Here is a 19,359-nt window from a genome sequence, read left to right as displayed (position 1 = left end):
GCGCAAGAGCGATGGCGAACCGGGCGCGAAGACGCTGTGGATCGGCATGCAGCGAGTCATGGATGCTGTGATCACCATCCAGATCTTGCGCGACGGCTACGACACTTCTGTATAACGAGATGGGGAGAAGGCTGCGCGGCGCAGACGTGGAGGCCTAAAACGAACCGACGAGGACCTGTATGTCTTTCATTCCCAACATGCGCCGGCGCGTGTCCGCACCGGTCGCAGCCGAGGCCGCGCCTCTTGCGGCCACGGCACAAGCGAGCTTCGGCTACATCGATACCCTGTTCGACTACGGCGCGTTGCTGGCCGGTTCGCCTGATTCACTCGGCAGTCTGCCGCCTTCCTCGGCAGGCAAAACCATCGCGATTATTGGCGCCGGCATCGGTGGCCTCGTGTCGGTGTATGAACTGCTGCGCGCCGGTGCGTCGAACGTCGTGATCTATGAGGCGTCAGGCCGGATCGGCGGACGCGCCCACAGCGCAACATTTACCGAAGCCGCGCCGGAATGCCTGGCCGAACTCGGGGCCATGCGCTTTCCGCCGAGCGAATACAGCCTCTTTCATTACCTCGATCGCTTCGGGATCAAGGCAAACTCAAGTTTTCCCGACCCTGGCGCGGTGCTGACCGATCTCGGCTATCAAGGCCAGGCCTATACATGGCCAGCCCACGGCAATCCGCCGACCATGTTCGCAACCGTCCACGCCGGATGGAACGCCTTCATCTCCGATGGCTACACGCCCGCCTCCGGCCCGGCGCTGATGGCCCCGGTCGCGATCACCGCCCTGCTGCGGGCAAACCAGCTGGGCGCGGCGCGTGCCGCCTGGCAGACCTATATCGATGTGTTCGGCAACCAGAGCTTCTACAGCGCATTGCGGACGATATTTAGCGGCTCGAACCCACCGGGCGGCACGCCGTGGCGGTTTCCAGACGACTTTCAACTGTTCGGCGCGCTCGGCGTTGGCTCGGGTGGCCTCGGGCCGATGTATCCGGTAGCTTTCCTCGAAATCGTCCGGCTGATGGTCAACGAGCTCGAAACAGACCAGTTGTTTATTCCTGCGGGCATCGAGTCGCTGGCGCGCGCATTCTCGTCGCAAGTATTCGAGGGGCGCTCGCTTGGCGATCGCGTCGAGCAAATCGCCGTGTCGCGCGTAAGCCGCACCGCCGAGGGCGTGATGCTAACGCTCGATGACGGCTCGCTGCGGTTTGCAGATCGCGTGATCGTGACGGCCAGCACGCGCGCGATGCAGCTCGACATGGCATTGAGTGCATCGCCGTCCGCACTGAGCGCACAGCAATGCAGTGCAATCGACGACGTGCATCTAACCAGTTCATCGAAAGTCTTTGTGATGACAAAGCGCAAATTCTGGCTGGACGGCAACCTCCCAGCGAACATTCAGACCGATACGCTGGTGCGCGGCGTCTACTGCCTCGACTACGCGCCGGATGACCGTGACGCCCCGGGCGTCGTGTTGCTCAGCTACGCATGGGAGGACGATGCGATCAAGCAACTCGCGCTCGGCAGCAACCAGCAACGCGTACAGAGGCTGGTTGCCGATCTCGCGCAGACCAACCCGGCTTTCGCGGCCCAGGTCGTGCCGATAGATGGAGACTATGAGACGTACGTGAAAATCGTCGACTGGGATTTGCAGCGCGGCTACTACGGCGCCTTCAAGCTGAACTTCGCGGATGGCGATGCACAGAGCCAACAGCTCTTCTTCCAGTTTCAGGACTGCCGTGAGCCGCAAACCGATCCGTTTGTCTATCTGGCCGGAGATAGCTGCTCATTCACTGGCGGCTGGGTCGAGGGCGCGCTGCAGACCGGCATCAACGCAGTTTGCGCGGTAATCAGAAGCCTCGGCGGCAAACTCAGCACCGCCATGAACCCGATCGACGCGATGTCGCCGCCATATCGGTACGGCGGCACTTCGGCGGCGACCGAGCCATCGCGGGCCCGATAGCTTTCGTTTGCCTTTCTCGTACGCGACATTCAGCCGACAAAAAAAGACCCGCACGTGGCGGGTCTTGCTCCTTCGCTCTCAGGTTCTTGTGACGGGACGTGAGCAGCACTCTCTGGTGGCTTCACATGACCCGTCAAAGTGCGGTCTAAGCGCCTGGCCCCGACTCTGCTTGGTAATTTAATGGAAGAAACGACTCCCGCACATCCTCAATTCTGATGACAAAAACGCTGGCGCAAAACCGTCGCAGGGTTTCTCAAAGTTGCCGCCCCCAGAACCTGCGCAGGCGGCCTACGCGCTGCGGTGGCAGACGTGTTTCCCCATACCGCCGCAGCTAGCCATTCCGGAGCAGCCTTGCTCGAAAAAACGCTCGACCGCATTCCCGACGCTAACGCCTGCGCCCGCGCGAGTCATGCCGGTCACCTGATGGCCGAGTGCACACAACACACGCACAAGCGGCAAGCCTACGGCGCCCGTCGCGCCTGCAACGAAAATCTTCATCAGTCTCTCCTTGCTGCAGCGCTTCAACTCGAGCGCCATGCAATCCAACTCCCAGGTCTCACTGCTCCAGCGCAGCCTGAGGCGTGTTCCGGAAGCTGATTGCCATACGGTTAAAAGTGTTCATCAGGCCGATTGCGATCGTGAGATCCACGAGTTCCCGCTCATCGAACTCCGCACGCGCTGCTTCGTAGGCTTCATCGGGTACGCCGGTCTCTGCAACACGAGTGACCGACTCGGCCCACGCAAGCGCGGCACGCTCGCGTTCGTCGAACAGATTGCCCGCTTCCGCCCACGCCTGTACCAGCGCCAGCTTTTCGATCTTCACGCCTTTCTTCAGCAGGTCGCGCGTGTGCATGTCGAGGCAGTAGGCACAGTTGTTGATCTGTGAGACACGAAGGTAAGTCAGTTCGACGAGAACAGGCGAAAGGCTGCTCTGCATGACGTAGCCGTAGACGCCGCCAAGTGCCTTGACGCCTGCGGGCGCGATCTGGTTGTAGTCGAGACGCTTGCTCATGTGTTTGCTCCTTGATGTGCTTGATTTACTTGACCGGTGTGGTCAGGGTCTTGTCGTTGGAATCACCCACGAACACCGCCAGCAGTTTCGCGGGCCTGGTCTTGCTCGCATTACGGCTCACACGGTGAAGGGAACCCGGCTCCTCGAAGAAGCTTTCACCGGCGTGATAGACCCGCTTCGGGCCGTCGTTCACTTGCGACTCTACGGCACCGGAGACAACGTAGGCATAGATGAAAGCCGACTTTGCGTGCTCGTGTGACGGCGACGCTCCGCCGGGGGCATAGTCGACGACGACGGCGGTCAACGACTTGCCGGGAAGGTTGGGGATGGCATGCTCCAAGTTGGGTGTGACGGTTTCACCAGTCTCATGCGCGGCAGCAGACATTGCAATGGTGAAAGCAACGGCTGCGCAGGCAGCGCCGAGGACAGATCGAATGTTCATCAAGATGTTTCTCCTTAGGGCCCTTGCATTGTGGCGTCGCGCTGGGCCACGAGTAAGAACCAGGAATGAACATTTTTTATGTACCATGAACGGATGGCCAAGTCGCTGCAAATACAACTCGATCGGTCTGCGAAGACTTCATTGGCCGAGCAGATCCGCCAGGCAATCAGCACCGCCATTGAGAGCGGCGTGCTTGCGGCGGGAGCACGTCTGCCGTCATGGTTGGACCTCGCGGCCCAACTTGGCGTTGCCCGGGGCACGGTGCGCCTGGCATACGACCGACTTGCCGACGCTCAACTCATCATTGCTTCCCGGGCGAGCGGAACCCGGGTGGCGGACCGGCCGCCCGCTCCCGTTCAGGTGGAAGAACGGCCTGATCCGGGCTCGTTCATGGAGATGTACGAGGAGCTCACTGCCGGGCCGGCGATGTTCCAGATGGGTGTGCCCGCACAGGAAACGCTACCCGCCAAACTCTTCACAAAAGTTCGCTCATTCGCTCTGCGCGCGGAATCCAACGCTTCAGTCGTTTATCCCGATCCTCGGGGCGAACTGGCACTGCGGCGCGAGATAGCGGCCTATCTCGCCATTGCGCGCGGCATCACCTGCTCGCCCGCCCAGATCGTCATCACGAGCGGGTTTAGCGGCGGACTCGGACTGGCACTACGTGTACTAGGCCTCGAGGGCAAAAGGGCCTGGGTGGAGAACCCGGGTTTTCCGTTCACCCGCCACGGGTTGGAACTCGCGAAGTTGTCACTTGCGCCGATACCGGTAGATGCGGATGGGCTCAATATCGATTACGGCCTCCAATATGAGCCGAATACAGATCTGGTTGTCGTCACCGCCGGGCAGCAGGCACCGCTCGGTCCCACGCTCTCGCTCGCCAGGCGTCTGCGCCTTCTCGACTGGGCTGCTAAAGAAGGTGTCTGGGTCATTGAAGACGACTACCTGAGCGAGCTGCAATTGACGGCACGCGCCGCGCCGGCGCTAGCATCGCTTGATCGTGGCCAGCGCGTTATTCATATTGGCTCCTTCAGCAAAACGATCAGTCCTGCACTGCGATTGGGATTCGTTGTCGCCCCCTTGCCGCTTGTATCCCGGTTCGCAGAAGTGGCAGCATGCCTCGCTCCCGCACCCTGGCTGTCTGTGCAACTCGCGACGGCGCAGTTCATGCACGACGGACACTACATGCGCCATCTTCGACGCATGAAGCGCCTTTATGCCGCTCAACGCGATGCGTTGCTCGCATGCCTCGCACAGCATGCTTTCGAGACAACGACTGCCGGTTTGGCCGTACTCGTGCGGTTGCCCGACGGTGTCTCGGATATTTCCATCGCGAGAGCATTGTTAGCGTTCGGCTTGGGTCCCGCACCGCTGTCACCCTGGTACGCGTCGCCGGCCTCTGCGAGATCAGGACTTCTGTTGGGTGTCGCGACCTCGCCGGAGAGAAACCTCGGCAGATCCTGCGACCGGCTGTATGAGGTGATAAGACGCTATGTATGAAGCAGTAATGCTGCGTCAGAGTCGAATGCGCCAGCGGCTGTTTTTCAACCTCCTTCAGACATCCGCGATATTCACACGCCCTGGAGATGTCTTTTACCGCTTTACTTTGGCCTTCCGATGGGCGACAGATTTAATACTGTCTACGGTTGGCGGCCCAAGATAGTCGATCCCGCTGTGGCCGCGTTGCCCGACGACGTCGATCGGGTCGTGCGTCACTATTAGGTCGTCGAGGATGCTGAACGGGATGGTTTCGGCAACGACGGATCTGCGGGGCGGATTCAACCGGTGGATGCAATAGTTTGCTGGAATCGTTCGTCTGGATAGTCTTGCGCCGCGAGAGCGGCGCCTCGTCCTTCTGGGTTGCTCTGGCGGGCGAGAGCCCACTGATGTTGACGTTGTCGTGCGATGCATCTGCCAGAACGGCGCCAGCGAGGGAAAGCTGTGAGCGCTTTTCCACCGGGTTCCGCTTACGCGGCAGCAGACGTGGGGTAGAGGTGGCCGGGCGAACCGTCAATTGGTCGTCTCCTGTGCCATTTCTTCGGTCCAATCAGGGTCGGGCATTTGTAGAAGGTCCGCGAGCCATGTCATGACAACGGGCCGTTCTTTCTGCTTGCTGGTGGATTGACCGCTGAGCTGGCGTTCCAGATTCTTGGCACCTGCCTGGATTGCCTGCATGTGCGTCGGGAAGGTTGGCATGCGGTCGTAGGTGCGGAGCGGCGACGAGGCGAAACTATTGCCGAAGTTGTACATGGTGGCGTAGATCCACACGCCTTCGTACGGTTGAGCGACGCGGATCACTGCGAGCGGGTTTTTGGTCCGCTTGCTAATTGGAGCAGTGATGTCAGCCGCATCGCAGCAACCGTCCTCGTCGGGTGCGCATACTGGATACTTCACGCGTTTTGTCGAGAGAGGGGCGAGCCGATCCGCGTGCGGTGTGAGCGCCGCATGCACACCCGCGATCGTGCACGGAGACAATTTACCGAACACTGGGTCGTGCAGGACCGACTGCAGCGCCTGCAAAAGTTGCTTTGCCTGAGTGTCGCTGATCTTTTCGCCAGCGGCCTTGGCTAGCACCTTCTTCGTGACCTTCGCTTTGCCGCCGGCCGTCGCCTGTTGCGCGGCATTCTGCAGGCGCTCTAATGCCTTCTCGCCGCCGTGTGTGCGGATCTCCTCGATAGCGAGCGTTCGTGATTCTAGGTTAAGGGATGTGTTGATGGTCCACGCGTCTCCTCCTACGAATGATAAAGTGCTCTCGAACCTAATCTCCGTGAGGACATTATGCCGAATGAATCAAAGCGCCTGAGCTCCGCTGGCTGGGCGGATTTGCGCCATCGGGAAGGTGCCGTGATGAACTATTACAACGATGTAGCGAACAACTGCACCTACGGAGTAGGCACACTTGCCCACCTCGGGTTCTGCTCCGCCGAAGAGCTGCAACGCCCGGTGTCGATCGCGCAGGTCAACGCGCAACTCGCCACGAAGGTGCGACTGACCGAACAGATCGTTCGAAGCAACGTGCGAGACCACGAACTCACACAGGATCAGTTCGATGCGCTGGTGAGCTTCGCCTATAACTCCGGCGAAAGCGGGTCGCGCGACACATTTGTTGCTGCTAACAGTGGCAACAATGCGCTGGTCGCAAGCAACATGGCGCTTTGCGTCTATGTGCACCCTCGCGACGCACAGGGGCACCGTCTGCCACCGCGTCGCGTGAATGGGCTTGTGAACCGTCGCCGCGAAGAGGCTGCGCCATTCAAGCAGGGTGTCCGATGAAGCGCGCGCTCCTGGTACTTGCACTCGCGTGCTCGTCGGCATTTGCTGATACCCCTGATCCCGCTGATGTAATCTCGCAGCAGAGCGGACTGCCGGCGAGCGAGGTGCAGGGCATGCTCGCGAACTGCGACGCGAACCAGACAAGCCTGAACTTCTGCGCATGGCGCGACAGGGTGGTTGCCGAGCAGAAGCTGCATGACGTCCTCGACGAGAAGGCCGGAACATCCCCGGGCTGCAAAGCGCGCCTGGAACACAAAATCGCCGTGTGGAAGAAACGCCGGGATGCAAGTTGCAAGAAATCTGCCGAGGCGGAAAACGGGGGTGGCTCCATTGTGCCGATGGAAATTGCCGCCTGTCAGGCGGCAGAGACCGACCGCATGACGAAGGTCATCGGATCGATCCGCCGATGCAATTGACCGTCAAGCCGACGCATTTTCGGTTGCTGTAATACCAAGAAAAAGCAACTGCCGCGAGCGCATAGACTGACTTGTTCGCAAGCGCATCGTGAAGCTCGTCCTTCCGAAGACCTGGATGCTACGCAAAAGCTCTTCTTCGGCACCTTTCAATGGCCTGGCACCCAGGAAGTTGGAGCACTATTGAGGCAGCGTGGCATTGGCACTCGGAGCGACCTTGAACTCAATTTTGGGGAGCACTTGGGGACACTGCGCTAACAGGTTCTGTCCGGGCGTCAAATGTAGAGCGCACCTGCCATGCAAGCCGGTCCTTGAGGCGGTCCGCGCCGTTCTCGTGCCTGATTCAAGAGTGCTTGATGAGCGCTAGCAACTACGTCGGACTGCGCCCTCGCAAAAGAGCGCAGGAAACAGGTCATGGCCAAAAATTCAATATTCAGACTAGTTCGCCTATAGGTATCCGAACGTTTCTGAACAAGGAGGATTCATGAGCTACCCCATCCCACACTCCGGTCTGCAACTGCGGTCGCTGATCACGCGCGCAGGACAACTGGAACTGTCATTGGTCGACGAGCCGGTACGTGAGCCAGGACCCGACGAAGTCCTGATCCGGGTCGACGCCGCACCGATCAATCCGTCCGATCTCGGCTTGTTGCTGGGTCCTGCGGATCTGTCGACCATCAAAGTAACGGGCACTGCCGAGCGTCCCGTTGTGACGGCGGCGATTCCGGAGGCGACCATGCGGGGGCTCACGGCACGGCTCGATCGTTTGCTGCCAGTCGGCATCGAAGGGGCCGGGCTGGTAGTGGCCGCCGGCTCGTCACCCGCCGCGCAAGCGCTGCTGAACCGCAGAGTGGCCGCGATGGGCAATGCGATGTACTCGCAATATCGCTGCGTACCGGTCGAGCAGTGCATGGTGCTGACCGACGATACGAGTGCGGTGGATGGCGCGTCGGCGTTCGTCAACCCACTGACGGCGCTGGGAATGCTCGAGACGATGCGCAGCGAGGGACATAGCGCGCTGGTTCACACCGCCGCGGCGTCGAACCTGGGTCAGATGCTCAACCGGCTCTGTCAGGCCGACGGTGTCAAGCTGGTCAACATCGTGCGCAAGCCGGAACAGGCGAAGCTCTTGCGCGAGCAAGGCGCCACCTATGTGTGCGACAGCAGTGCGCCAAGCTTCATGAGTGATCTGACCGAAGCACTGGCCGCCACCGGCGCCACAATCGCTTTCGACGCCGTCGGCGGCGGCAAGCTCAGCGGACAGATTCTCGGCTGCATGGAAGCGGCCATCAGCAGCACGGCCACGGAATACAGCCGTTACGGTTCATCGACCCTCAAGCAGGTGTATCTGTACGGCATGCTGGACTCAAGCCCCACGCAGTTCTCACGCACATTCGGAATGGCCTGGTCGATGGGCGGCTGGCTGATCATGTCCTTCATGAGCAAGGTCGGTCCAGTGGTCATGCAGCGTCTGAAGGACCGGGTCTGCCGGGAACTGAAGACCACGTTTGCCAGCCACTACTCGCGGCACGTCTCACTGGCCGAGGTGCTGCAGGCCAACGTCATCGCGCAGTACGCGGTGCGCGCCACGGGCGAGAAGTTCCTGATCTTGCCCAATGAGGTCTGAGCATTTGTACCCGATGCATCGCGTCTTTAACCGGCATCCCGACTGACATTGCGCATGTCGACGACACAATTCGACGCGAATTGCACTGGCTACTCCGGCGCGCGAAACACGCGCTCTGATACGCCCAGTAGTTTGAGCACCTGACGCGGCAGGTCCGTGAGTGGTACATCGAGGCACCTGCCGCGCAGCGGTTCTACCTGACAGAGAAATGGTCGTTGAGGTCCGCGAACTGCTTTGCATAACCGTCGTAGCCCTGCTCGGCCGCAAAGCGCAGCGGCAGCACGCGTTTAACGAGCACTTCGCGAACGTCCGGCTGCGCATCCAGAATCGACATCACTTCGTCGATGAACTCCGTGAGCGGCATCGCATTGGGATCGATTGCCTGCTGCTCGCCCATCAGTTCAGTCTGGACGTACGGCGGGACGATCTCGACGACGTCCACTCCCGTGCCGGCAAGTTGATAGCGCAAAGAGTCGCTGAACGAATGAATGGCCGCCTTGGTGGCGCTGTAGGTCGGCGTGAATGCGAGCGGCAGGAATGCCAGTCCCGACGAAACGTTCAGCACAGTCGATTTCGCCTGTTTGCGCAGCAACGGCAACAGCGCGGCCGTGAGACGAATGGGAGCGATCAGGTTCGTGGCGATCGTCGCCTCGGCGATGCCGGCGTTGACGTCGATCGCACGCCAGTCTTCGGGCTGCATGATGCCGGCGTTGTTGACGAGCGCGTTCAACGTCGGATAGTCGCCCGCGATCTTCGCCGCAACGCGGGCGATGTCCTGCGGATCCGTGACGTCCAGCACGACAGCCTCGATGCCCGGATTCGCGCGTGCGACGTCGTCCAGTGCCGACGCGCGACGCCCTGCAACGATGACCCGGTTACCGCGACGATGAAATGCTTCCGCCAGCGCGCGCCCGATGCCTGAGCCGCCACCGGTGATCAGAATCGTGTTTCCGCTAGTCTGCATGACTGTTCTCCTGTATGAGCCTGTGCTAGCGTATGCCAAATACTCTCAATCGGGAAGTAGGCACCGATTTGTGCAGTACGAACACATATGTAACTAATGGGATCAGGCAATGGTGAAAGGCAAACAACCAGGTCGTCGGGTGGTGTTCAAATCTGTTCAGGGACGCTCGTCCACTGCGGAGCTGGACGCGCTTGTGCTCGACGTGCTCGGTCGCGTGGCGGACAAGTGGACGATGTGCGTGCTCGAGGTACTGGTTCAGAACGGCGTGTTGCGCTTTACGCGCGTGGGTGAGCTGGTGGGTTCGATCAGCCAGCGCATGCTGACGAAGACATTGCGGGAAATGGAGGCGAACGGGCTCGTGCTGCGAACTGTGTATCCGGAGGTCCCGCCGCGCGTCGAGTATTCGCTCACCGAACTGGGAACGGGCCTGTGCGCTGCGTTTTGCGGCGTTTGGCAATGGGCCGAAAAACATGAACCGGAATTGCGCGCGCTGCGCAAGAAAAGAGAGACGGGAGATTGACGTTTCAGCCGCAACAGACAAAGAGGCCGTCTCGACCGGACTCGGTCGATAGACTAGCCACATCTTTGCAATAAAGGGCGAAGGTCGCACGCGACATGCCTGCGATCTTCACCAATTCGACGAAACTCCAGTCTTTGCCCGGTCGTTCGTGTACTGAGGCGAGCACTGTTGCGAAACGCAAATCGACTCTTACGCTTAGCCCGCCCTGGGTACGGTGACGAACTTATCGCGTGACATGGCTCGGTGAGGGGTTTGTCATCGTGTCGCCCAGTTTCTTCAAAAGAAATTCGGCGAAGACTCAGGCGGCAAGCGTGCGGTTCGGACACGTCTCTAATCTGCCAGCGTGGCGTTCAAAGAAATCGCCCTTTCCTTGTACTTGGGCCGTGCCTGACTTGATATGCTGAGGCAAAAATAAACTAGGCGTCAGGGCCCGCATCCAAAGCACGACCTCAACTAGGACACATGCCTCAAAAAGTCCTTCAATCGTTGCGTAGGCGGGCTGTCGATCAGCGCCGCCGGCTCGCCGTCCTCTGCAATTCCACCGTTGTCCATGAACAGCAGACGTGTCCCCACCCGCTTCGCGAAGCCGATCTCATGCGTGACGACGACCATCGTCATGCCTTCCGTCGCGAGGTCCTGCATGACCTTGAGCACTTCGTGACGAAGCTCGGGATCGAGCGCAGACGTCGGTTCATCGAAGAGCATCAGCTTCGGCCTGATAGCGAGTGCGCGCGCGATCGCAACGCGCTGCTGTTGCCCACCGGACAACTCCGACGGATAGTGATTGGCCCGCGATTCGAGCCCGACTTTGTCGAGCAGCGCCATCGCCTGGTCACGCGCTTCGGCACGCGTAGCGCCGCGGACCTGAATCGGCCCGAACATGACGTTTTCGAGCGCGGTCATCTGTGGAAACAGGTTGAACTGCTGAAACACCATGCCGGCTTCCAGGCGAATCGTGCGTATGTCCGACGCATGGCCTTTGACGCTCAAACCATCGACGAGCAGTTCGCCGCCGCTGATTTTTTCGAGTGCATTGATGCAGCGAAGCAGGGTCGACTTGCCCGAGCCCGAAGGCCCGACGATCACCACCACTTCGCCGTTCTCGATGCGAAGATTGATGTTCTTGAGCACAGGCACGTGGCCGAAGCTCTTCGAGACGCTTTGGAATTCGACCATGCTCATAGTATGCGCATCCTTCTTTCAACGAGACGCAACGACAGCGTCATCACACCCGTGAGGACCAGATAAATCACGGCGACGGCAGACCAGATTTCGACCGCACGAAAATTCCCGGCAATGATTTCCTGACCTTTGCGCGTCAGTTCGCCTACGCCGATGACGATGAACAGCGACGTATCCTTCAGACTCACGATGCATTGGTTGCCCAATGGCGGAATCAGCCGGCGAAACGCCAGAGGCCCGATGATTTTCAGCAGCACGCGCGGCATCGACAATCCCATGGCGAGGCCGGCTTCCATCAAACCCTTGGGAATGGACAGCAACGCCCCGCGCACGACCTCGGCCAGGTAGGCGCCTGAGTTCACCGTGATCGCGATGATCGCGGCGGTGAACCCGTCGATCCTGATGTGCACGAGCAGCGGCAGCGCAAAGTAAAGAAACATCACCTGAACCACAATCGGCGTACCACGAATGAGTTCGATATAGACCTGCGCAATGACGTTGAACGCGAGGGGGCCGTATGCGCGGAACATCCCGGCCATGACGCCGACGACAAACCCGCCGAGCAGTCCCATGAACGCAATGAACACCGTCAATTTCACGCCGGCCATCAAGTCCGGAAGAGCAGTCCAGATAACTGACCAATCAAATTCCACACACCGCTCCTGGTTGAGTCGTCGTCGCGCAGCGGGTTTCGCTGCGCGTCCTGCTGGAGACGATTACGACTTGGGCGGCTCCGAGCCGAACCACTTCTTGTACAGCGTCGCGTAGCGGCCGTCGGCTTTGATCTTGGCCAACTCCTGGTTGACCTTGGCGACGATCGGACTGCCCTTCGGAAAACCGATGCCGTACTTGTCACCGCTGACCGGCGTGCCGGCGACCTGCACCTTGCCTTTGCCCGCGGTGCTGACGAAATAGAGCACGTTCGGCGTGTCGTGCATGGCGGCGTCCACCCGGCCGGCTTCCAGCGCAAGATAGGCCTGGTCGATGTTCGGGAACTGGCGAATTTCCTTGGGCTTCAGGTGCGCCTTGATCCAGTCGATGGTGGCCGTGCCGGTTTTGGCCGCGATGACTTTGCCGTTCAGGTCGTCGATGGATTTGATGCTGGTGTTCCCGGTTTGCACCATCGCGGCGAGCCCGCTGTCGTAGTACGGGTCGGAGAAGTCGATCGCCTTCTTGCGTTCTTCCTTGATCGTCATGCCCGAGAGCGCGACGTCGATGTTCTGCGTTTGCAAGGCCGGAATCAGGCCGCTGAAGTCCATCGGCTGAATCTTGTAGGTCCAGCCCTGATCTTTTGCAATTTCCGCCCACAGGTCGAGATCGAAACCGACATACTTGTCGCCCTGCTTGAATTCGAAAGGCATGAACGAGGTATCGGTGCCGACGATGAGTTCTTTGTTGTCGGCGTGGGCGAGGGTCGTGCCGAGCATGGCGACAGCAACCATAGACATGAGGAAAGATCGACGTCCCATAAATTCTCCGCGGTGGTGAGCAATGCCCCTGGCAGCGCCAAGGGGCGGCTGACTAACACCGGGCGGCGTCGCAACATGCGATGCACAACCCGCCTGTTCGGCAACATGTGTTGTCACGGCAGATACTACGACAACAAAAAGTTTGGCAACAGGTATTTTCGTTGGTGAAAACCATGACGTGACAACACGCGTTTCTTTGCGGGTTAACCCTGGACATCGCGTTAGAGCTGTCGTCAAGACCCCTTCGAAGCCCGACTTTGCATCCCGGCGCGGGTCCGTCCGGCTCAGTCCGGCCGACATCAGCCATTCGCCTTGCAGCCCGTCAAGAATTTTTGTCGCCTGTGGGGTGAAACTTTCGCGGAAGTGCCGTATGGGAATGGTAGGGCCGCCCATGCGCCCCTTTACCTTACCTGGAGAATCCCTAATGCATGCTCTGCTCGCGTTCGCAAGCGCCGTGATGTCCATCGGTACCGTGGTAGCGATTCAGTTTCCTCGCCGCCGCAATCCGTGGCACAAGGTTGGTGTGGCGATGCTCTGCCTGAACATCTCAGGTATATGAGCTGAATGGCCGTAACGAGTCGGGTGGACGGTCCCATCTCATACCGCAACCCAACCCGGAAGCCCGCGCGTTACCTCGTGGCGTTGACAGCTCTCTCCATCAAAGATCTCAGGGGAAACGGAAGATCGACAATGTGAGCGTGCGCCGCGTCGGTGCCAACGAAGCTGCGGCATGCGTGGAAGCGCTGGCCGATGTGCTCATCGACTGTGTCGAAGGCGGAGCCTCAGTGAGCTTCATGCTACCGATAGCGCGTCAGACAGCTGTGGAGTTCTGGCGCAAGGTCGCCGATGGTGTTGCGCGCGGTGCGCGTGTGCTGCTCATCGCCGAGGATGGAGGCGGACAGATTGTGGGTACGGTACAGATCATTACCGCGCAGCCGGAGAACCAGCCGCATCGCGCGGATATCGCGAAAATGCTGGTACACCGTAAGGCTCGACGATGCTGAATCGCGCAGCGTCTTATGGTAGCTGTCGAGCATGCTGCGCGGGAGGAAGGCAAGAATGTGCTCGTGCTCGACACCGTGACCGGCGGTGACGCCGAACGACTCTATGAGCGTGCCGGCTGGCAGCGCGTCGGAACGGTGCCGAAATACGCACTGATGCCCAATGGTGAATTCTGCGGGACAACCTTCTACTGCAAGGAACTCTGATCGATACGGCTACCCGGATGGGCGCAGACGTTGATTGCTCGAACGTTTGCTTTCGTACCGATTGGAGGGCGGTTAAGGGTCCGACTTGCGTCCGATGTGTCGGGCTCCAAGCGGCCATCTTCTGACGTTCATCGACGCCGTCACGCGGACATTCGAAAGTCGGTTTCACGGCTGGAAGCGGCCCTTCGTTGAGCGATGCCATCCGGCGGGCCGTCGGTGCGGATTCAACCGGTGGATGCAACACACGAAGACTGCGCGAGCAGAAGGAGTGTTGCAAATGAAGCAGCGAAGCGGGTCTGTCTCGTCAGGAAAAACCGCTCAGGATTGGATAAATAATTGGCAGGATAAAGGACGTCAGAATTCCGTTCAGGCCCATCCCGAGGCCTGCAAATGCGCCGGCTTCTTCACTCATCTGCAACGCACGGGCAGTGCCGATTCCATGGGACGCGACACCCAGTGCGAAGCCACCCAGGTCATGCCTCGACACGTGAGTCAACCTCAAAAGGCCGCTGCCAATCACCGCGCCAGTGATGCCGGTCATGATCACAAGGACTGCCGTCAGCGACGGCAACCCGCCGATTTTCTCGGAAATACGGATAGCAATTCCTGCCGTAACGCTCTTCGGAGCAATAGTGGCAAGTATTTGACCCGTGGCTCCCAGGAGCTGTGGGATCAAAACGGCCGATGAGATGCCCGTCGCACATCCCGCCACAAGTGCGCCAGCCAACTGCGGGGCTAGCCGGCGCAATTTAGGCAATTGTCGGTGCATCGGTATAGCGAGCGCGACGATTGCCGGTCCGAGCAAAAATTGAATGGGCTGGGCGCTTTGCATGTAGGTGACATACGATGTGTTCGATTCACGCAAGGCAAGTATCAAAAGCGCTACTGCAATTAACACGGGATTCGCGAGCGCACTTTTTCCTAGCGAACCGTGGACGACCTGCGCGATCGCGTACGCGAGGAACGTGAGGGTCAGCCAAAGAAGCGGTGTTGTTCCGAGAAATCTCCACGCGGACGCGATGCTCTGATGAACGTTCACGGTGTATCAACCTTCGCAATCTCGGCAGCCGCAGGCGCTGTGTTTCCGTCAGCATGGAGCGCCGATGCAAACGGTGTTGTCAGCGGTGCAGCGCGCGGGGGCCATAAAGCGCACAAGCCTTGGCCGACAAGCGCGGTAACGACGATTGTTAGCGCCGTACTCACAACAACGGACAGGGCCATCGGGAGCAGGTCATGAGCCACGCGGCCGGCAAAGACCATGATGCCGACTCCTGCTGGGACGAACAAAAGAGGCAGAAACCTAAGCAGGGCTAGAGAGTCGCTCTCAATGGCGGATGAAAGGCCGGGGCGGAGACTCAGGGAGGCTAATAAGAGAATCAACCCTATAACCGCGCCGGGAATCGGCAGGTTCCCGGCGTAGGCTATTAATTCGCCAAGGCACTGGCAGGCGAGAAGCACAGTGAACGTCTTGATCATCGGGTCACCTTCGATTCGGACGCGCACACGTTGAGCCACCAGCGAAGCACGGCAAAGTGGGTGAAAGCCGTCATGCCAGAACTAGTTCACCCGTTGGCAATAGTCATCATTGCGGTGAGCAAAAAAGGTCGGGCATCCCGTGCATCTGCTCATTGCCCGCCGTAGAGCGCGTTCAAGCGATCCAGCGTGCCGTCCTTCTGGGCGCGCTGCAATTCCTGATAGACATCCGCGCGAGTCTTGCCAACGTGGGCACCGCTCATACTACCGCCCCCGGGCGTGCCGCCGACTGCGGCCGACGTCATGGCTGCGTTGCTGTCGGTTGCCGTACTCGCTATGCCAGCGTCGTCGCCCGCATAGGCCAGCGTGGTGCACAACGCCAATGCGGCAATAGGGATCAAAGTCAGAGTTTTCATCATATTTTCCAGAATGGTGTATGACATGCCCGACGCCAATCGAATCAAGCAGTTGGCGCCAGGATTTCGTGCCGCTTCGAAAGGCATCGAAGGTTCTTGCAAGGACTCGGCACGCTCTTGCAATACCAGGGCAGAATTTCCTTTATTCGCGAGTTATCTCCTTTTTGTATCGCGACCGCTCCAGGATAGGACCGGGGCATCCAACCAGGATCTATTTTCATCCCCTGCAATTTACTTCCTTGGTGTTTATGAAAGTTCTGCCGGTTGTTCCAGTTGGAACGATATTGGAATTATTTTTGTGATCTGTATGCAGAGCGTCGGCGTAGCGCACGCAAGCCAGCTCAAGGCTCTGTCTGGATGGACGAGTCCTATTTCCCACGGCCCATCCATAGGACCAGGACAGTGCGAAATTCAGGACTACAATGGTTCAATGGATATTGGTGTTCATGGCGACGGTCCTCGTGGAACTGCTGGGTTTCGACTGCCCAGCCCGTCCACGTGTTGCGGCACGCCGGCAGGTATCACTGCACTCTATGCGCTGACCGCATGCGCGTGAATAAGGCACTTTTCCTAAACGAGGCTAAGGGATTGCCGTATTCAGTGACCGGGCCCCGCCCTATTGGCTCTCGATCCACTGAATGGCGAAGCGCATCAGCTCGTTGCCGCTACGGATATTCAGCTTTTCCTTGATGTTGGCCCGATGTGCCTCGATGGTCTTGACGCTCCGATTCAGTTTCGCGGCGATTTCGCGGGTACTGAAGCCGAGTCCGATCAGGTGCAGGACCTCGAATTCCCGTTCCGAAAGGCTTGCAATTGGGCCCGCCGGCATTTTTTTGGGACCCGTAAGGGACCGCGCCAGCTTTTCATGCATAGCGGCGCTCAAATAAATATTGCCTGCCAGCACTTCGCGGATGGCGCTCACGACATGCTCGGTGGCCTCGAGTTTCATCAGGTACCCGTTTGCCCCGGACCGTAGTGCGCGTTCGGCAAACAGGTTTTCGTCATGCATGCTGAGGACGAGGATTGCCAGATCTGGATAGCGGTGGCGGAGGGTCTTGACAAGATCCAGGCCAGAGTCCGATTGCAGACTGATGTCCACAATGGCCATGTCGGGTTGGCCGGCCATCGCCGCCAGGGCTTCTTCGGCGCTGCCGGCCGCACAGCAGACGTGCAGGTCCTCTTGCAGATTCAGCAGGTGCGTCATCCCCTCCCGGATGATGGGGTGGTCATCCACGATCAGGATTTGAGTCGCGCGGCCTGGGCTAGACGAGTTCCCGTGCATGGTCTGGGCGCTCCGGTATCGGATAGCTGATGGCGACCGTGGTGCCACCCCAGGCATTGCGGGCCACCGTGCAGGAGCCGCCCAGAAGGCTCGCCCGGTGACGCAGGTTGTGGAGTCCCAGTCCTGAGGCACGCTCCATTTGTTCCGGGCCGACACCCACTCCGTCGTCACTGATTGAAAGCGTCTGCAAACCGCCTGCGCCCTCCAGGTCGATCCAGATGCGCCGGCCGTGGCTATATTTCAGCGCGTTGTTGACTGCTTCCTGTGCCGCACGGTAGAGGTTGATCTGCATCAGCGAGTCCAGCAAGTCCACATCCGGCGCGATCCGCAGCACGCAATCCACGCCATTGAGTGTGCGAGCCGTCTCCGCCAGCCCATGCAGTGCGGCCGCAAGGCCACCGTATTCCATGGCGACCGGGTCCAGGCCGTGGGCAATCCTGCGGGTCATCAATGACGCCTGCTTCACCAATCCGACGATGGTAGTGGCGTCGGCGGCGGCTGGGTGACCCTGCGTCTGCAGTTTCTGATTCAAGGCGGCGCAGTACAGACCCAGGCTCGTCAGGTGTTGCCCAAGTCCGTCATGCAGTTCGCGGCCGAAGAGTCTCTGCTGCTGATCGCCGATCTGGATCAGTTCTCCTTCCAGCAGACGGCGTTGCACCACCTCCTCCTTGAGTTCATTGTTTGTCTTCTCCAGGTCTCCGGTTCGTTCGTGGACGCGCTGCTCCAATTCGATGTGGGATGCCTGCAGCAGGCGATGGACGCGCTTCTCCTGAGCACGTGCCGCCACCAGCAGCAGTCCGGTTATCGCCACGACGTTCGCGAAGGTGCACCACCTCACGAGGCTATCCACCGGAGATTTGGCGGCGAAGGGGCCCGTGCCGCGGGTGGTACCCCAGATGGCCACGACTGAGACCATCAGGGTCGCGAGACTGGTGCCCAGGTGATCGAAGCGCAGAGCCGCCCAGATAATGAACGGAAAGACCGCCAAGGCTGCAGGATAGTAGCCGTGTCCGGCAAGTTGCGGTGCGCCGAAAATGAGGTAGCTCACCCAGAAGGTCGCAATGGTCAGTCCGCACGCCTCCACGGCCTGCGCCGCCGAACGGATGGGGTTCGGATACGCGAGGAAACTGAGCAGGGGCGGAGCCACCACCAGCACGCCCATCATGTCACCGAGCCACCATTTCAGAAAGGCTGCGCCGTACTCGGCGACCGGCACCAGGCCCCCTCCGAATAAGGCGGTCGTGCCGATCAGCGCACTCACTACCGTGCTGAGCACCGCAGCCAGGACGATGAGGGCTAACACGTCCTTGATGCGGTCGAGGGTGATCTGGAATCGGGCTACGCGGTTCAACAGTATTGCTGCCGTCAAGGCTGCAACCATGGCGCCGGTGCTAATCACCGCGGCCACTGGCAAGGGCACGCCCACCGACACGTTAGCCAGGAAGGAACCAATGACGATTCCGGGGGCAACTTCGAAGCCCAGAGCGAGAAGCGCAACAAGGGCGATGCCGCTGGAAGGCCACACCAGAGACACTGCGCCGCCCACTATCGCATAAGCAAGTCCTACTTTTGCGCCTGCGTAGTACGCCAATGCAACAAACCCGGTGTACAGGAAGAGCCTAAACCTGGAATTGCCCCGAATAATGACCATTGTTCGCTTCAAACCCTCTTCGCGAGTGATGCCTCGTGCTTCCCGGCACAGCCCGCAAGCAGCAATCCTGATGAACCTGTCAATATGGCGAATTTGATGCCGGGATTGCGCAGGTCACACACCTCATATCAAGGCAACCAAAACTACTATGAACCCACGTCGGAAATCTTCTGCGCGCCATCGCACATACGAAGGATCATCATGGCAGTACAAGGCGAGTTCGTTCAGGCGGGTGTTGTTCTGCCTTACCAAGACTTCGAGATTGAAAGACGGGGTTTCCGATCAAGGGGCAATGCCCGGATTCAAGGAGGCTCCGGATAATCGGGAAAAATCGCCAAAGAGCCGTTCCGGCCGACAACGTGCCGACCGGCACAACGGCTCCGATGACCGGTAGACGCGGCGGAGAGCGGCCATAGCTAGGGTGCCAGGACGAATGACGGTTGAGGGTCGACTGCCGTCGATCGCC

General features: G+C 59.7%; 19 protein-coding genes and 2 pseudogenes. 8 read left to right on the top strand and 13 right to left on the bottom strand.

Going from position 1 to position 19,359, the window contains the following annotated elements; translation table 11 throughout:
* Positions 1 to 179: 179 nt before the first annotated feature.
* Entirely contained in the window at positions 180 to 1,961 is a 1,782-nt protein-coding gene (locus DLM46_RS36335; protein WP_244306509.1) for an NAD(P)/FAD-dependent oxidoreductase, read from the top strand.
* Between the two features lie 288 nt (positions 1,962 to 2,249).
* Here DLM46_RS36335 and DLM46_RS39965 read toward each other — a convergent pair whose 3' ends face one another.
* The 3 genes from DLM46_RS39965 to DLM46_RS36320 are packed head-to-tail and all read right to left on the bottom strand — an operon-like array spanning position 2,250 to position 3,415.
* On the bottom strand, positions 2,250 to 2,459 hold the full coding sequence (locus DLM46_RS39965; protein WP_208866417.1) for a hypothetical protein: 210 nt from the start codon (positions 2,457 to 2,459) through the stop codon (positions 2,250 to 2,252).
* 58 nt (positions 2,460 to 2,517) lie between these two features.
* On the bottom strand, positions 2,518 to 2,973 hold the full coding sequence (locus tag DLM46_RS36325; RefSeq protein WP_115109330.1) for a carboxymuconolactone decarboxylase family protein: 456 nt from the start codon (positions 2,971 to 2,973) through the stop codon (positions 2,518 to 2,520).
* Positions 2,974 to 2,998: 25 nt separating this feature from the next.
* Positions 2,999 to 3,415, bottom strand: coding sequence for a cupin domain-containing protein (locus tag DLM46_RS36320; protein WP_115109327.1), 417 nt, complete (start codon positions 3,413 to 3,415; stop codon positions 2,999 to 3,001).
* A gap of 141 nt (positions 3,416 to 3,556) precedes the next feature.
* Here DLM46_RS36320 and pdxR point away from each other — a divergent pair, with 141 nt between their 5' ends.
* Positions 3,557 to 4,915, top strand: a complete 1,359-nt coding sequence (gene pdxR / locus DLM46_RS36315) for a MocR-like pyridoxine biosynthesis transcription factor PdxR (protein WP_341868624.1) — start codon at positions 3,557 to 3,559, stop codon at positions 4,913 to 4,915.
* Positions 4,916 to 5,425: 510 nt separating this feature from the next.
* Here pdxR and DLM46_RS39960 read toward each other — a convergent pair.
* Positions 5,426 to 5,989 (bottom strand): hypothetical protein, encoded by a 564-nt coding sequence (locus DLM46_RS39960; protein ID WP_208866416.1) that lies wholly within the window; start codon positions 5,987 to 5,989, stop codon positions 5,426 to 5,428.
* Between the two features lie 204 nt (positions 5,990 to 6,193).
* Between DLM46_RS39960 and DLM46_RS36305 the strand changes: the two genes are divergently transcribed.
* From DLM46_RS36305 to DLM46_RS36295, 3 genes are all read left to right on the top strand, one after another.
* Entirely contained in the window at positions 6,194 to 6,688 is a 495-nt protein-coding gene (locus DLM46_RS36305; protein ID WP_115109325.1) for a glycoside hydrolase family protein, read from the top strand.
* Positions 6,685 to 7,104, top strand: coding sequence for a lysozyme inhibitor LprI family protein (locus DLM46_RS36300; RefSeq protein WP_115109323.1), 420 nt, complete (start codon positions 6,685 to 6,687; stop codon positions 7,102 to 7,104). The genes DLM46_RS36305 and DLM46_RS36300 overlap by 4 nt, the downstream gene beginning before the upstream one ends.
* A gap of 481 nt (positions 7,105 to 7,585) precedes the next feature.
* A complete protein-coding gene (locus DLM46_RS36295) occupies positions 7,586 to 8,728 on the top strand; it encodes a zinc-binding dehydrogenase (protein ID WP_115109320.1) in 1,143 nt (380 codons plus the stop codon).
* Positions 8,729 to 8,921: 193 nt separating this feature from the next.
* On the opposite strand, the gene DLM46_RS36290 is transcribed toward DLM46_RS36295, so the two are convergent.
* Positions 8,922 to 9,692 carry an SDR family oxidoreductase gene (locus DLM46_RS36290; protein WP_115109318.1) on the bottom strand — a complete coding sequence of 257 codons (771 nt, stop codon included), beginning with the start codon at positions 9,690 to 9,692 and terminating at the stop codon, positions 8,922 to 8,924.
* Between the two features lie 109 nt (positions 9,693 to 9,801).
* Here DLM46_RS36290 and DLM46_RS36285 point away from each other — a divergent pair, with 109 nt between their 5' ends.
* The gene (locus DLM46_RS36285; RefSeq protein ID WP_115109315.1) at positions 9,802 to 10,212 is read left to right on the top strand and encodes a winged helix-turn-helix transcriptional regulator; all 411 of its coding nucleotides are present in this window, start codon (positions 9,802 to 9,804) and stop codon (positions 10,210 to 10,212) included.
* A 453-nt stretch (positions 10,213 to 10,665) separates the two neighbouring features.
* Here DLM46_RS36285 and glnQ read toward each other — a convergent pair whose 3' ends face one another.
* From glnQ to glnH, 3 genes are all read right to left on the bottom strand, one after another.
* Positions 10,666 to 11,394 (bottom strand): glutamine ABC transporter ATP-binding protein GlnQ, encoded by a 729-nt coding sequence (gene glnQ, locus DLM46_RS36280; protein WP_165848149.1) that lies wholly within the window; start codon positions 11,392 to 11,394, stop codon positions 10,666 to 10,668.
* Positions 11,391 to 12,047, bottom strand: a complete 657-nt coding sequence (glnP, locus tag DLM46_RS36275; RefSeq protein WP_115109310.1) for a glutamine ABC transporter permease GlnP — start codon at positions 12,045 to 12,047, stop codon at positions 11,391 to 11,393. The genes glnQ and glnP overlap by 4 nt, the downstream gene beginning before the upstream one ends.
* Positions 12,048 to 12,110: 63 nt before the next feature.
* Positions 12,111 to 12,863, bottom strand: coding sequence for a glutamine ABC transporter substrate-binding protein GlnH (gene glnH, locus DLM46_RS36270; RefSeq protein WP_115109308.1), 753 nt, complete (start codon positions 12,861 to 12,863; stop codon positions 12,111 to 12,113).
* A 424-nt stretch (positions 12,864 to 13,287) separates the two neighbouring features.
* On the opposite strand from glnH, the gene DLM46_RS41055 reads away from it, so the two are divergent.
* Both DLM46_RS41055 and DLM46_RS36265 read left to right on the top strand, forming a co-directional pair.
* On the top strand, positions 13,288 to 13,422 hold the full coding sequence (locus tag DLM46_RS41055) for a hypothetical protein (protein ID WP_279635265.1): 135 nt from the start codon (positions 13,288 to 13,290) through the stop codon (positions 13,420 to 13,422).
* Between the two features lie 124 nt (positions 13,423 to 13,546).
* Positions 13,547 to 14,071 (top strand): annotated as a pseudogene (locus DLM46_RS36265) (GNAT family N-acetyltransferase).
* A 304-nt stretch (positions 14,072 to 14,375) separates the two neighbouring features.
* On the opposite strand, the gene DLM46_RS36260 reads toward DLM46_RS36265, so the two are convergent.
* From DLM46_RS36260 to DLM46_RS36240, 5 genes and pseudogenes are all read right to left on the bottom strand, one after another.
* A complete protein-coding gene (locus DLM46_RS36260; RefSeq protein ID WP_115109306.1) occupies positions 14,376 to 15,110 on the bottom strand; it encodes an LrgB family protein in 735 nt (244 codons plus the stop codon).
* 113 nt (positions 15,111 to 15,223) lie between these two features.
* A pseudogene (locus DLM46_RS36255) lies at positions 15,224 to 15,547 on the bottom strand (CidA/LrgA family protein); the annotation flags it as partial.
* A 149-nt stretch (positions 15,548 to 15,696) separates the two neighbouring features.
* Positions 15,697 to 15,987 carry a DUF4148 domain-containing protein gene (locus DLM46_RS36250; RefSeq protein ID WP_165848148.1) on the bottom strand — a complete coding sequence of 97 codons (291 nt, stop codon included), beginning with the start codon at positions 15,985 to 15,987 and terminating at the stop codon, positions 15,697 to 15,699.
* A 589-nt stretch (positions 15,988 to 16,576) separates the two neighbouring features.
* A complete protein-coding gene (locus DLM46_RS36245) occupies positions 16,577 to 17,194 on the bottom strand; it encodes a response regulator transcription factor (RefSeq protein ID WP_244306508.1) in 618 nt (205 codons plus the stop codon).
* Positions 17,195 to 17,222: 28 nt separating this feature from the next.
* A complete protein-coding gene (locus tag DLM46_RS36240; RefSeq protein WP_244306507.1) occupies positions 17,223 to 18,905 on the bottom strand; it encodes an MASE1 domain-containing protein in 1,683 nt (560 codons plus the stop codon).
* Between the last annotated feature and the right edge of the window lie 454 nt (positions 18,906 to 19,359).

This window comes from Paraburkholderia lacunae (assembly GCF_003353175.1).
In the GTDB taxonomy this organism is placed as follows: Bacteria; Pseudomonadota; Gammaproteobacteria; order Burkholderiales; family Burkholderiaceae; genus Paraburkholderia; species Paraburkholderia lacunae.
Note: the sequence above shows the minus strand (reverse complement) of the source record. Positions and strands in the feature narration are given on the sequence as shown.

What these genes read in the sequence shown, in the direction of transcription:
- DLM46_RS36320 (WP_115109327.1), bottom strand. Translation starts at nt 3,415, where the DNA reads ATGAACATTCGATCTGTCCTCGGCGCTGCCTGCGCAGCCGTTGCTTTC.
- glnH (WP_115109308.1), bottom strand. Translation starts at nt 12,863, where the DNA reads ATGGGACGTCGATCTTTCCTCATGTCTATGGTTGCTGTCGCCATGCTC.
- DLM46_RS41055 (WP_279635265.1), top strand. Translation starts at nt 13,288, where the DNA reads ATGCATGCTCTGCTCGCGTTCGCAAGCGCCGTGATGTCCATCGGTACC.
- DLM46_RS36295 (WP_115109320.1), top strand. Translation starts at nt 7,586, where the DNA reads ATGAGCTACCCCATCCCACACTCCGGTCTGCAACTGCGGTCGCTGATC.
- DLM46_RS36285 (WP_115109315.1), top strand. Translation starts at nt 9,802, where the DNA reads ATGGTGAAAGGCAAACAACCAGGTCGTCGGGTGGTGTTCAAATCTGTT.
- DLM46_RS36325 (WP_115109330.1), bottom strand. Translation starts at nt 2,973, where the DNA reads ATGAGCAAGCGTCTCGACTACAACCAGATCGCGCCCGCAGGCGTCAAG.
- DLM46_RS36300 (WP_115109323.1), top strand. Translation starts at nt 6,685, where the DNA reads ATGAAGCGCGCGCTCCTGGTACTTGCACTCGCGTGCTCGTCGGCATTT.
- DLM46_RS36290 (WP_115109318.1), bottom strand. Translation starts at nt 9,692, where the DNA reads ATGCAGACTAGCGGAAACACGATTCTGATCACCGGTGGCGGCTCAGGC.
- DLM46_RS36335 (WP_244306509.1), top strand. Translation starts at nt 180, where the DNA reads ATGTCTTTCATTCCCAACATGCGCCGGCGCGTGTCCGCACCGGTCGCA.
- DLM46_RS39965 (WP_208866417.1), bottom strand. Translation starts at nt 2,459, where the DNA reads ATGAAGATTTTCGTTGCAGGCGCGACGGGCGCCGTAGGCTTGCCGCTT.
- DLM46_RS36305 (WP_115109325.1), top strand. Translation starts at nt 6,194, where the DNA reads ATGCCGAATGAATCAAAGCGCCTGAGCTCCGCTGGCTGGGCGGATTTG.
- glnQ (WP_165848149.1), bottom strand. Translation starts at nt 11,394, where the DNA reads ATGAGCATGGTCGAATTCCAAAGCGTCTCGAAGAGCTTCGGCCACGTG.
- DLM46_RS36250 (WP_165848148.1), bottom strand. Translation starts at nt 15,987, where the DNA reads ATGTCATACACCATTCTGGAAAATATGATGAAAACTCTGACTTTGATC.